The 11898-nt window shown below is 70.5% G+C and carries 14 protein-coding genes; 3 read left to right on the top strand and 11 right to left on the bottom strand.

Translation table 11 applies throughout. The features are described from left to right. Positions 1-108: 108 nt before the first annotated feature. The 4 genes from ACFVHI_RS02755 to ACFVHI_RS02770 form a co-directional block, all read right to left on the bottom strand. On the bottom strand, positions 109-1239 hold the full coding sequence (locus tag ACFVHI_RS02755; RefSeq protein WP_380335097.1) for a methyltransferase domain-containing protein: 1131 nt from the start codon (positions 1237-1239) through the stop codon (positions 109-111). Between the two features lie 254 nt (positions 1240-1493). After that, positions 1494-2342: a helix-turn-helix domain-containing protein gene (locus ACFVHI_RS02760; protein ID WP_380335099.1), complete on the bottom strand. Its 849-nt coding sequence runs from the start codon at positions 2340-2342 to the stop codon at positions 1494-1496. 178 nt (positions 2343-2520) lie between these two features. After that, on the bottom strand, positions 2521-2778 hold the full coding sequence (locus ACFVHI_RS02765) for a hypothetical protein (protein WP_371518753.1): 258 nt from the start codon (positions 2776-2778) through the stop codon (positions 2521-2523). Then, positions 2775-3149, bottom strand: a complete 375-nt coding sequence (locus tag ACFVHI_RS02770) for an ATP-binding protein (RefSeq protein WP_380335102.1) — start codon at positions 3147-3149, stop codon at positions 2775-2777. Before ACFVHI_RS02770 ends, ACFVHI_RS02765 begins: the two co-directional genes overlap by 4 nt. A gap of 167 nt (positions 3150-3316) precedes the next feature. Here ACFVHI_RS02770 and ACFVHI_RS02775 point away from each other — a divergent pair, with 167 nt between their 5' ends. The 3 genes from ACFVHI_RS02775 (at position 3317) to ACFVHI_RS02785 (ending at position 5023) form a co-directional block, all read left to right on the top strand. Further along, a complete protein-coding gene (locus ACFVHI_RS02775; protein ID WP_380335105.1) occupies positions 3317-4177 on the top strand; it encodes a helix-turn-helix domain-containing protein in 861 nt (286 codons plus the stop codon). Between the two features lie 8 nt (positions 4178-4185). After that, the gene (locus ACFVHI_RS02780) at positions 4186-4362 is read left to right on the top strand and encodes a DUF397 domain-containing protein (RefSeq protein ID WP_380335108.1); all 177 of its coding nucleotides are present in this window, start codon (positions 4186-4188) and stop codon (positions 4360-4362) included. A gap of 256 nt (positions 4363-4618) precedes the next feature. Next, on the top strand, positions 4619-5023 hold the full coding sequence (locus ACFVHI_RS02785; RefSeq protein ID WP_380335111.1) for a hypothetical protein: 405 nt from the start codon (positions 4619-4621) through the stop codon (positions 5021-5023). Between the two features lie 59 nt (positions 5024-5082). Here ACFVHI_RS02785 and ACFVHI_RS02790 read toward each other — a convergent pair whose 3' ends face one another. The 7 genes from ACFVHI_RS02790 to ACFVHI_RS02820 all read right to left on the bottom strand — a co-directional run bounded on the left by ACFVHI_RS02790 (position 5083) and on the right by ACFVHI_RS02820 (position 11710). Continuing rightward, positions 5083-5676 (bottom strand): hypothetical protein, encoded by a 594-nt coding sequence (locus tag ACFVHI_RS02790; RefSeq protein WP_159398501.1) that lies wholly within the window; start codon positions 5674-5676, stop codon positions 5083-5085. A gap of 209 nt (positions 5677-5885) precedes the next feature. Then, the gene (locus ACFVHI_RS02795) at positions 5886-6656 is read right to left on the bottom strand and encodes an ABC transporter permease (protein WP_380335114.1); all 771 of its coding nucleotides are present in this window, start codon (positions 6654-6656) and stop codon (positions 5886-5888) included. Next, complete coding sequence (locus ACFVHI_RS02800; RefSeq protein ID WP_063349236.1) at positions 6653-7579, bottom strand: ATP-binding cassette domain-containing protein; 927 nt, start codon at positions 7577-7579, stop codon at positions 6653-6655. Before ACFVHI_RS02800 ends, ACFVHI_RS02795 begins: the two co-directional genes overlap by 4 nt. Next, on the bottom strand, positions 7579-8415 hold the full coding sequence (locus tag ACFVHI_RS02805; protein ID WP_380335117.1) for a DUF4097 domain-containing protein: 837 nt from the start codon (positions 8413-8415) through the stop codon (positions 7579-7581). Before ACFVHI_RS02805 ends, ACFVHI_RS02800 begins: the two co-directional genes overlap by 1 nt. Before the next feature lie 132 nt (positions 8416-8547). After that, positions 8548-9123, bottom strand: coding sequence for a YlcI/YnfO family protein (locus tag ACFVHI_RS02810; protein WP_380335120.1), 576 nt, complete (start codon positions 9121-9123; stop codon positions 8548-8550). 159 nt (positions 9124-9282) lie between these two features. Next, on the bottom strand, positions 9283-10350 hold the full coding sequence (locus tag ACFVHI_RS02815) for an adenosine deaminase (protein WP_380335122.1): 1068 nt from the start codon (positions 10348-10350) through the stop codon (positions 9283-9285). A gap of 64 nt (positions 10351-10414) precedes the next feature. After that, positions 10415-11710 carry a DUF445 domain-containing protein gene (locus ACFVHI_RS02820; RefSeq protein ID WP_063349233.1) on the bottom strand — a complete coding sequence of 432 codons (1296 nt, stop codon included), beginning with the start codon at positions 11708-11710 and terminating at the stop codon, positions 10415-10417. Between the last annotated feature and the right edge of the window lie 188 nt (positions 11711-11898).

Raw genomic sequence — 11898 nt, forward strand, 5'->3', positions numbered from 1 at the left:
AGGGCGGCCAGGATGCGGCCGGGATTCTGAAGGCTGTGCGCAGGAAGTCGGACCGGCCGACTTCCTGCGCGGGGACTCAGGTCAGTCGCTTGAAGCTTCGCGGCCGGGTCATCCGATCAGCTTGCCGGGCTCGTCGAGCCACACGTGCTGTTCACCGGTCGGCGTCATCGTCACGCCGAAGCGGGTGAGGTCCGGTTCGCCGTCGGCCAGCCATCCCCGGCGGGCGCGGACGATCTCGTCCCACAGGCGGCGGGGCCCGGCCTGCTGGACGGCGTCGGCGGCGCCCCAGTCGTGGTGGCGGACGGACGCCCAGGAGCCGACGCCGTCGGAGAGCTGCATGCGGTAGGTGCCGCCGGGGTCCGTGTCGTCCCAGGTGTGGTGATACCGAACGCCGGGCACCCGGAGGCCGATGGCGAACGCCACGTCCACGTTCTCCAGCGCCAGCTCCGGGTCGATCGGCGACGAGCCCCGGTGGATCGGCCGGTCGGTCGGTTCGGTCACCGGGTGGGGGCGCTGGCTGCGGACCCACATGAAGCTGACGTTGTCCACGAACCTGCCGTGGGAGGGCTCCCCCGGACCGCCGACCACCAGGCGCAGGAGTCCGGCGTTGGCGTAGGGCGTGCCCCAGGGGGTGACGATCACGCCGCCGGGGCGGGTCTGTTCGAGCCAGGCACGCGGCAGTCGGCGAACCGCCGCCGTGGAATGGACGCGATCGTAAGGCGCCCGGAGGGGCTGGCCTTCGAGGCCGTCGCCGGTCGAGCAACTGGGGTGGAAGCCTGCTGCGGTGAGTCGTCGGGCCGCTGCGGCGGCGACCGCTCGATCCACCTCCACGGTGGTCACGTGGGCGTCGCCGAGCCTGGCGGAGAGGAGCGCGCTCGTCCATCCGGTGCCGGTGCCGATGTCGAGCACGGTGTTCCCGTCGACCACGTCCAGGTGCCGGAGCATCCGCGCGACGAGGGACGGCATGGAGGCCGAGGAGGTGGCGATGCCCGGCCCGGTATCCAGGCCGTCATCGATCTGGGTGACCACCACCTCGTCGGCGTTCACCAGGGCCCACCAGGCGTCCGGGTGGTCGGTCCGGGTGATCAGGCCGTAGCCGGTCGGCCTGTCGCCGTCCGGGGCCCAGACGGAGTCCGGGACGAAGGAAGAGCGCGGGGCACGCTCGAACGCGCCCCGCCACCCCTCGCCCAGTGCCCCCGCTGATTCCATTCGGGTCAGCAACTGTGCGTAGTCGTCCATCAGTTAGCGCTCACTTCTTCGGCGGCGTCACGGGCTTGGTCCACTGACCGTCGGACTCCTTCGGGGACTGCTTCTTGTCCCCGTCCTCGCCACCCTTGCCGTCTCCGTGCTCGCCCATTCCGGCTCCTCTCGATCGGTGCCGGTCATTCGGGTGCCGGCAAGGTCCTGTCCAGCACGGTAGAGGCCCAACCTTGCTGGCGTGAGCGGCATTTCTCCGTATTTCTCCTGTGCGCGGCGAGGCTTCCGCAGGTTTCTCAGGTGGCTGCCAGTGCCAGCGTCGAGCGCGCACGGGCGATCAGCCGGTGTGCCGCGGGGCCGTACACCGCAGCATCGTGCAGCTTGCCCCAGACCTTCCGGTACAGCGCGATGTCGACGGGTTCATCGAGCCACAGCTCGGCGTTCCACGTCTCGACGATCGTGAGCCTGTCGTCGTAGATCCAGAAACCGTGCTTGGGAATGACTGTCACCGGAGCCCCGAGCGGAACGATCCCCACCTCAACCGTGTCGAGCCCCAGCAGGCCGCCCAGTCGGTCGAGTTGAGCGGCCAGGACGTCGGGCGGACAGATCTGCACGTACAGTGCGGCCTCGGACATGATGAAGCGGAAGCGCTTCCCTCGCTGGTAGAGGGACTCCTGGCGCTTCAGCCGGGCACATACTCCTTCCTCGATGTCACGCGGCCCGTCATCCAGATCGGTTGCGTGAGTCAGGACGTGGCGGGCGTATTCCGCGATCTGGAAAATGTCCGGGATGATGGCAGGTTCGTAGCCGGTGGTCACCGCCGTCTCCCGGCCGTGCCTGACTCCGGCTTCCTCGCGCACCCGGTACCCGCCGGCCAGCACCCGCTTCCATCCCCGATAGCGGGACTCCAGGCCTTGCAGCCTGCCTTTCAACTCGGCGGCGGCCTCCGGACGCCCCAATGCTTCGGCCCACGCGTGAAGATCCGCGGGAGTGGCCGTCTGCTTGCCGTTCTCCAGCTTCGAAATCTTCGACGCCGGCCAGCCCAGTCGTCCGGCGAGGTCGCGGCCGTTCACGCCCGCCTCGGTGCGCAACTCCCGTAGCCGCACACCGAGAGACAGCCGGGCCTGCTGAAAATCGGTACTCACCACCCGGAGGCTACCTGTCGACCGAACTCGCACGTCGGAACCGCGAAGTGCCGTGCGGCATCGCAGGCTTGGCGCTCGGCAAGCACTGCGGGGGTGACCGTGCAGTCGTGGAGGTGACGGGCTCGGGTTTCGCAGAGGGCGCCGAGGAGGGAGGCCAGGAGGTTGAAGGTCAGGAGGCCTAGCATCGGCGGCGGTCCCGCTCACGCTTGTACTCGCGGAGGAGGGCGAGGAGGTTGATGAGGGTGCTCGCCGGGATGTTGCCGAGGGAGACGAGGGCGCGGCCGTCGAGGTTGGTCTCGCCGGCCTGGGCGGAGGGCCAGAGGAGCCCGAACTCGCGACCCTCGGTCCGGAGTTCGACGATGAGTCCGGTGATCTGGCGGGCCGTGAGGTGGCGCAGCGCCGGATCGGCCGGGTGGATGGGGTGGTGGGCGATCACGCGACACCGTCCAACTCGAACCAAACGATTTTGCCCAGCTTCAGGGGGTCGACGCCCCAGCGGTGGGTGAGGCCGGCGACCAGCTGGAGGCCCCGGCCGGACTCGGCGAGCGGGCACGGCGTTCGCTGCTCGGGGAGGGCGGAGGAGCGGTCCGCGACGGTGACGCGGAGGGTGTTGGAGAGGGGGTCGGAGAGGAAGTGGATGAGGACGACGGGGGAGGTCGTCTCGCCGTGACGCCAGGCATTGACGATCAGTTCGACGAGGGCGAGCTCGGCGTCCGCGATGGAGGAGGAGGGCCAGCCGACGCGGGCCATGCCGTCGCGGAGGGTGTCGCGAGCGAGGGTGAGGGAGGGGGAGTTGAGGTTACGCACGATGTCTCCCAGTGACGGAGATGGGTGCTCTTCAATGCCCGAGCGGCACTACCGACAATCCGCTCGGTGAGCGGTGCATCACAGACTGTAGGGCATGCGATAGCAAATTTGCTAGCGAGGCCAGGAAGATATGCCTATCTGCTCGCTGGACTCGCCACACACCGACGATGGATGCTGGGAAGATGCCACCTACCCCAACCGCACGCCGCAAGCGCGTCGGCATCGAGCTGCGAAAGATGCGAGAGGCCGCCGGACGCACAGCTGGAGACGCTGCCGCCGTTCTCGGGCTGGACCGGAGCAAGGTCACGCTGATCGAACAAGGCGCCTACCCGGTCAGCGCTGAACGGGTGCTTGCGCTCGCCGCCGAGTACGAGGAGGCCGACTCTGCGTACGTCGACGCCGTCGCCGAGATGGCCGCCGACCGCACCAAGGGGTGGTGGGAGGAGCACAGAGGGCTCGTCCCACCAGGGATTCTTGAGATCTCCGAAGTTGAACACTATTCCAGCGCGTTGGTGACGTATCAGATCTGCCATGCGCCCGGGCTCATGCAGACCGAGGAGACAGCTCGCGCGATCTTCCGAGAGGTCTATCCTCCGCTGCGGCCACTGAACATCGAAGCGCGAGTCGAGAACCGGATGCGGCGAGCAGAGCTCCTGACACGCAGCGATCCACTGGAATACGAAGCAATCGTGCACGAGGCCGCGCTGCGCATGGAGTTCGGGGGAACGGCTGTCGCCAGAGAGCAGCTGAAGCAGTTGCTCGTGCTCTCGGAGGCCCCCAACGTGACACTGCGCGTATTGGAGTTCAGGGCCGGCGGATTCAAGGGTGCGGGCCACGCCGTGCTGTATGCAAGCGGGCCGGTACCCCGCCTCGATACGGTCCAGCTTGACTCCGTAGGATCGCCAGCGTTCCTGACCGAGATGAACCAGCTGGAGAACTACCGGAACATCATCGGGGCGATGCGTGATCGCGCGCTCGATCCATCGGCCTCCCGTGACGTGATCTCCAGCATCATGAACAGCCTGTGAGGGATCCCGTGGAATGGCGAAAGCCCAGTGCCTGTGGCGACGGCAATAACTGCCCAGAGGTCGCCATCACCTCCGACGCCGTCTACGTCCGCAGCAGTCTGCTCCCCGACGCCATCGCCCAACTCACCCCCACCGAATGGCGCGACCTCGTCTCCGCCATCCGCGCCGGCGAGTTCGACGTCTGATCCACCACGCAGGGCGGGCCGTTCGTCGAACGGCCCGCCCTGGCCGTCCCCTTGAGCCCCTTCCGCCCCTGCTAACCCAGCAGTCCGATAACCCCATATTCACAAGACGGCCTGATCCCACCGCTCCCCAACCACCCCCGTACGACCATCGGTTTGCCGCCGAGGAGGGCCGGGGTAGTGCCGAGGAGTTCGCACTCCCACGGACTCCAAGTCCGGTGCGAGCGCTGATTGTTAGACATTGCGAAGGGATATATCCATGAACAGGACCCTCCGGAGCGCCCTCGTGGCAGTCGCCGCCGTCGGCGCCCTCGGCGCCGCCGCTGCCGCTCCCGCCATGGCCGCAGGCACCGCGCCGGCCCAGCCGACGGCCCGGGTGCAGGCACAGCTCAGCAACCCGAAGACGGTCAAGGCCGACGACTTCAACAAGGCCCGCGACATCCTGATCAAGGCGGGCAGCAAGACGGCCGAGAAGACCCACCCGTCCCACGGCGTCAAGGACGTCCCCGTCTCCTACGGCACGAGCCTGCTCGCCGAGGCCCGCGACGAGTTCCGCGCGGCGGACAAGAACCTGCCCGAGAAGGACAAGCAGTCCGGCATGTCGCACGCCCACTACAAGGCCGTCCACGACGCGGCCAAGAAGATGGGCATCGACACCTGGTAACCCCGCCCGGGCCCTCGCGCGGCCTCCCCGCCGCGCGAGGGCCTACCGCCCCCCCAGCTCTACCGGGGCGTCGGGCCCTGCCGGCTCGGCCGGCCGTCCGGGTCGAGGGTGAACACCACGGTCTCGGTCCCCTTCACCCCGGTCACCGCGATCCGGTCCGGCCCGGACCAGTCGACCCTGCCGAACTCGCCGCCACGGATGTCCCATTCGCCCAGTTCCCAGTGGCGGGCGGACCAGCCGCTGCCGGTCAACAGCTCGACCCGGTAGATCGGGTCGATCGAGAAGGCGACGTCGGTCACGGTCAGCACGCGGTCCGGGCGCTCCGGGTGGCTCTTCCGGCTGACGGGCTGCCCGTCGCGGTCGAGCAGCAGCGACAGGAGCACGGCCAACCCCCCGAGGAAGACGAGTGACACCAGGGCGGCCGCGCAGCCGACCTGCGACCACCAGGTGCGGAACTCGAACTGGATCACCAGCGAGACCACGGCCAGCACGACGGTGGCGCCGAGCAGCGGCAGCGGGTGGTTGAGCCAGCGCTCGACCTCCACCAGCCCACCTGAGAACGAGGCCTGATAGCCCGGCAGATAGACGAGGAGCGCCGCCAGCGCCACACCTCTGAGCCACCACACGATCCGCTTGCGACGTGCCGCCGTCATGCGCCCCTCCCCAGGGTGAGCCTTTGCCCGGACTTTACTACCGGATGTCCGGCGGTTGGGGCTCCGGTCGGCTCCGGCCCAGGCCCGGGGCGTCCACCACTACCGGCCACGACTCAGGACCGGCCACGACGCGGTACCGGCCACGACGCCGAGAGGCCCGGGCGGACATCGCTGTCCTCCCGGGCCTCCCGCTACCGGCCGTACCCCCGTCACCGCCGGTAGAAGACGCTCCTCGACCAGAAGTAGCCGATCAGCGTCAGCCCGGTGCACCACGCCAGCGCGCTCCAGGCGCTGTTGCCGATCGGGGTGCCCATCAGCAGCCCCCGCAGGGTCTCGATGATCGGCGTGAACGGCTGGTACTCGGCGAACCACCGCAGGGCGGTCGGCATCGAGTCGGGCGGGACGATGGCGCTGCCGATGAAGGGCAGGAACTGAATCGGCATCGGCAGGTTGCTGGCGCTCTCCACCGTCTTGGCGACCAGCCCGATGCCCGCCGATATCCAGGTCAGCGCGATGGTGACGAACAGCAGCAATCCGACGGCCGCCAGCCATTCCACCAGCCCGGCGTTGGGCCGGAAGCCCATCGCGAGGGCCGCGCCGACCACCAGGACCAAGCCGAGCATGGTCTGTATCACGCTGCCGACCACGTGCCCGGCCAGGAAGGCCGAGCGCGATATCGCCATCGTGCGGAAGCGGTTGACGATGCCTTCCGTCATGTCGACGCAGACCCCGATCGCCGTGACCAGCGACCCCGAGGCCGCCGCCATCAGCAGGATGCCGGGCGTCACGTAGTCGATGTAGCTGCCGCCGCCGATGCCCGCGCCGAGCGCGCCGCCATAGGCGTAGTTGAACAGCAGCAGCATCATCACCGGCATGATCACGACTGCGAAGGTCAGGGACGGGTACCGCAGCGCGTGCTTGAGGTTGCGCCGCAGCATGGTCAGCGAGTCACTGACCGCGTAGCTCACCGAAGCGCTCATCGGACGCCCTCTCCCGTCAGCGTGAGGAACACGTCGTCCAGATCGGCCGTCTCCACGACCAGCGACTCGGCCCGGACCGAGGCGTTGTCGAGCGCGTCCAGCACCGCCTTCACGGTGACCACGGAGTTGTCCCCCGGGATGTCCAGCCGCAGCGCCTCGGTGTCGACCACCGCGTAGTCGAACAGTCCGGCGGCAGCCCCCAGTTGGGCCGCGTCCGCGAACTGGAGCCGGATCCGCCCGCCGGGGACGATCCGCTTCAGCTCGTCCGCCGTGCCCTCGGCGACGATCCGCCCGCCGTCCAGGACGGCGATCCGGTCGGCGAGTTCGTCGGCCTCCTCCAGGTACTGGGTGGTGAGGAAGATCGTCACCCCATGGTCGGCGACCAGCCCCCGGATGATCTCCCACATCGTCCGCCGACTGCGCGGGTCCAGCCCGGTGGTCGGCTCGTCGAGGAAGATCACCCGCGGATCGCCGACCAGCGTCATCGCCAGGTCGAGCTTGCGCCGCATGCCGCCGGAGAAGGTGACGACCGGCTTGCGCGCCGCCTCCGTGAGGTCGAACCGCCGCAGCAGATCCTCGGCCCGCCTCCGCCCCTCCCGACGGGGGAGGTGGTTGAGGTCCGCCATCAGCAGCAGGTTCTCCTCGGCGGTGAGCAGGTTGTCCACCGCCGAGAACTGGCCGGTGACACCGATCGCCGCCCGCACCCCGGAGGCCTGCTCGACCACGTCGTGCCCGGCCACCCGGGCCACCCCGCCGTCGGCCGGGATCAGGGTGGAGAGGATCTGCACGGTGGTGGTCTTGCCGGCGCCGTTCGGCCCGAGCAGGGCGAACACGCTGCCCGCCGGAATCTCCAGGTCGATGCCGTTCAGCACGGCCTTGTCGCCGTAGGACTTGGTCAGTCCGACTGCCGAGATCGCCGCCATCACGCCCTCCGGATCACGACGTCGCCGAGCTGGGTGCGGCCGCGGACCTCGACGGTCTCCCGAGCGTCGCCCGGACCCTGCGTCGCACCGAGGGCGTTGCGCACGGTGCCGACCTTGCTGTGCACGTCGAGCCAGGCGGCCGTGCCCTCCGCGATGCCGACCTCCAAGTCCCCCAGGGAGGTCTGCATGGTGATCTGGCCGCGCACCACCCGGCCGATCCGGATCGGGCCGTGCGCCGTCTTGGCGTCCACCCCCGCGTGGGCGGTGCCGACCTCGATCCGGCCGAAGGAGGAGCTGGCCTTGAGCGCCCCGTGGACCTCACGGACCTCCGTGTCGCCGTTGCTGTTCTTGACCGTCAGCGTGCCCCCGACCGTGCCGACCGCGACCCGGCCGAGCCCGGAGACCTCCGCGTCCCCGTCGACCGAGTCCACCCGGACCTCCCCGTGGTCGGTCTTGAGCCGCGCGCTCGCGGCCTGCTCGACCTGGATCCGGCCGAGCGAGGTCTTCAGCCGGCAGTCGCCGAGCGGGCCCTCGGCGACGAAGGTGGCCATCGGGGCGTCGGCGTTGACCTCGGAGCCCGCCGGCAGCTCGATCAGGATGTCGATCGAGCCGATCCGGCCGAACGGCGAGCGCTTCTTCGGGCCCTTGAGGGTGAACCGGCCGCCGGCGTAGTCGACCTGGGTCTGCTGGGCGGCCTTGACGTCCGCCTCCTCGGCGGGGTTGGCGGGCTTGACCTCGACCACGGTGTCGGTGCGCTTGCTCGCGCTGATCCGCACCGAGCCGATCTCGAATTCGAGGGTGGCGGAGATCGGTCCGTCGGTCTCGTACGTAGGCATGGCTGTCCCGTCCTCTTGACTCTGATGGGTGTTCCCGCTGGTCGGAGCGGGGGTGACGTCGTTGCGGATGGAGCGCGGATGGAGCGGATGGAGCGGGTCTGGCAGGCGGAGCGGATGGAGCGGGCGGAAGCGTCAGTGGACCCAGCCGGTGAAGCCCTGGCCGCCGCGGCGCGGGCGGACCGTCGGCTGGGGGGCCGGTGCGGCGGCCGGGCGGGCGGCCGGCTCGCCGGCCTCCAGCGCGCCGGCGACGGCCCGGACCAGCCAGGCGTTGAGGGAGAGGCCCTCCTGCCCGGCGGCCTCCTCCGCCCGGGCCTTGAGGTGGGCGGGCAGGCGCAGGTTGATCCGGGCGGTGCCCGTCTCGTCCGACTCCGGCACCACTGGCGGCGCCACTGGCACCACCGATGCCACCATCGGCGCCATCGGTGGCACCACGGGCGGCACATCACCGTGGAAGGCGTCGGTGCCGGGCGGTACGGTGACCACGAACTCGGGATCGAGCCCGCGCAGCCGCACGTCCACCGAGCCGGGGGCGAGCTCGCGGGTCACTTCGCCCATCGCGGCCGAGAGCGCGTTGAGCAGGGTGAGCCGCACGGCCGAATCCAGCGGCAGCGTCAGCCGCTCGGCCAGCGCGCGGGCTTCGTCCCCGCCCGTGCCCGCGGCCACCGCGAGCTCGTTCCGAAGGTTTTCGACGTACGGCGTGAGGTCCATGGCTTCAGCATGGCACAGCAGTGGTGCCATGTCGAGCCATTAATGGCGCCACTTTGGCACCATGTCCGAATGGGGACAGAAAACCGCCCCGCCGGCAGCTGCCGGCGGGGCGGTTCACGGGGCACTTCACAGGGCGTCCACCAGGGCGGACGCCGGGAATCAGGCCTTCCAGCCCGCCAGGTACGCGTCGATCTCGCCCGCCAGCCGCGCCTTGCCCGCCACGTCCAGGAAGGACGCCTCGACCGCGTTGCGCGCCAGCGCCGCCACCCCGGACTCGTCCAGGCCCAGCAGCCGCGCCGCGACGGCGTACTCGGCGTTGAGGTCGGTGCCGAACATCGGCGGGTCGTCGCTGTTGATGGTGACCAGCAGCCCGGCGTCCACCATCCGCTTGATCGGGTGCTCCTCGATCCGCTCCACCGCCCGGGTGGCGATGTTGGAGGTCGGGCAGACCTCCAGCGGGATCCGGTGCTCGCCCAGGTGGTCCAGCAGCGCCGGGTCCTTCACCGACTGCGTGCCGTGCCCGATGCGCTCGGCGCCGAGCACCCGGATCGCGTCCCAGACCGTCTCCGGCCCGGTGGTCTCGCCCGCGTGCGGGACGCTGCGCAGGCCGGCCGCCCGCGCCCGGTCGAAGTAGGGCTTGAACTGCGGGCGCGGCACGCCGATCTCCGGGCCGCCGAGGCCGAAGCTGACCAGGCCCTCGGGGGCCAGGTCGACGGCGAGCCGGGCGGTCTCCTCGGCGGCCTCCAGGCCGGCCTCGCCGGGGATGTCGAAGCACCAGCGCAGCACGACCCCGAGCTCCTTCTCGGCGCGCAGCCGGGCGTCCTCGATCGCCTCCATGAAGGCGACGTCCGGGATGCCCCGCTTGACCGAGGAGTACGGGGTGATGGTCAGTTCGGCGTACCGGATGTTCTGGCGCGCCATGTCCTCGGCCACGCCGTAGGTGAGCGCGCGGACGTCCTCGGCGTCGCGGATCAGGTCCACGACGCTCAGGTAGACGTCGATGAAGTGCGCGAAGTCGGTGAAGGTGAAGTACTCGGCGAGCGCCGCCGGGTCGACCGGCACCTTCGAGCGGCCGCGGTGGCGGGCCGCCAGCTCGGCGACGACGCGCGGCGAGGCCGAGCCCACGTGGTGGACGTGCAGCTCCGCCTTGGGCATCCCGGCGATGAACGCCTCGATGCCCCCCTGGCCACTGGGGTTTCCGATCCGACTTCCGTCCGGCTGGACCACGGTGGTTCCCTACTTCCTCTACGCGCGTACCGACAGGTGCTGGCAAGGATAGGCCGCCCCGGGGTCAGCCTCCGAGAGCGGTCGCGACGGTGTGGATGAGCAGCCCGGCCATGGCGCCGACCACGGTGCCGTTGATCCGGATGAACTGCAGGTCGCGGCCCACGTTGGCCTCGATCTTGCGGGAGGCGTCGTCGGCGTCCCAGCCCGCCACCGTCTCGGAGATCAGCGAGGTGATCTCGGCGCGGTAGGTGTCGACCAGGTACTGGGCGGCGTCCTGGAGCCAGCCGTCCACCTTGGCCTGGAGCTTGGCGTCGGTCGCCAGGCGCGCGCCGAAGCTGCTCACGCCCTCGCGGATACGCCGGCGCAGTTCGCTGTCCTCGTCCTCGGCCGCGTTCACCACCAGGGTGCGGACGGCCGCCCAGGTGGAGGCGATCAGGTCCTGCACCTCGGGCCGGGCCAGCAGCTCCACCTTGGCCCGCTCCACCCGGGCGATGGTCTCCGGGTCGGTCTGCAGTTCGGTCGCGAAGTCGGCGAGGAAGTTGTCGATGGCGCCGCGGGCCGGGTGGTCCGGGTCGTCCCGGATGTCGGTGACGAACCGCATCAGCTCCTTGTAGACCCGCTCGCCGACCTGGTTGTCGAGGAACTTGGGCGTCCAGCCCGGGGTCTTCTGGGTGACCCGCTGGACCACCTCCTCGTGGTTGGCCGTCAGCCAGCCGTGCGCCCGGACGGCCACCAGGTCGACCACGCCGTGGTGCCCGCCGTCCGCGACCACCTTGCCCAGCATCCGGCCCATCGGCTCGGCCACCGAGGTGGCCGCCGCCCGCCTGGTCACCGCCTCGGCGACGACCGCCTGCACGTCGTCGTCCCGGAGCACCGCGAGCACCCCGCGCAGCGCCGCCGAGGCCTCCTTGGTGACCCGCTCGGCGCTGCCCGGCGCGGCCAGCCACTCCCCCAGCCGCCGGGCGATGCCCAGCGACGCGAGGCGGCCGCGCACCACGTGACCGGAGAGGAAGTTGTCGCCGACGAAGTCGCCGAGCGAGCGCCCGAAGGCGTCCTTCTTGGTCGGGATGATCGCGGTGTGCGGGATCGGCAGGCCCAACGGGCGGCGGAACAGCGCCGTCACCGCGAACCAGTCGGCCAGCGCGCCGACCATGCCCGCCTCGGCGGCCGCCGCCACGTACCCGGCCCAGGAGCCGGCGCCGGCCGCCTTGGCCCAGGTGGCGAGGGCGAAGACCAGGCTCGCGAAGGCCAGCAGGCCGGTCGCGATGGTCTTCATCCGGCGGACGCCATGTCTCTTCTGCTCGTCGGCGGCGGTGAACCGGACCCCGGGGCCCGTACCGCTGAAGGCTTCGTCACTCACCCCGCCAGTCTGCCCGCTGCCCGGCGCGGGTGAGAGCGCGCCCCGCGATCACGCGCCTGGTTGCGCGCCCGGGCACGCCTCGCGCGCAGCCAGGCGCACGCCCTGTGCCCGCCCACTCACGCCGCGTGCGGTACGCCGTGCCCGCCGACGCGGCGAGCCGCACGCCCGCCAGAGCCTGAACCCTCACC

The sequence above is a fragment of the Kitasatospora sp. NPDC127121 genome (assembly GCF_042677305.1).
Classification (GTDB): Bacteria; Actinomycetota; Actinomycetes; order Streptomycetales; family Streptomycetaceae; genus Kitasatospora.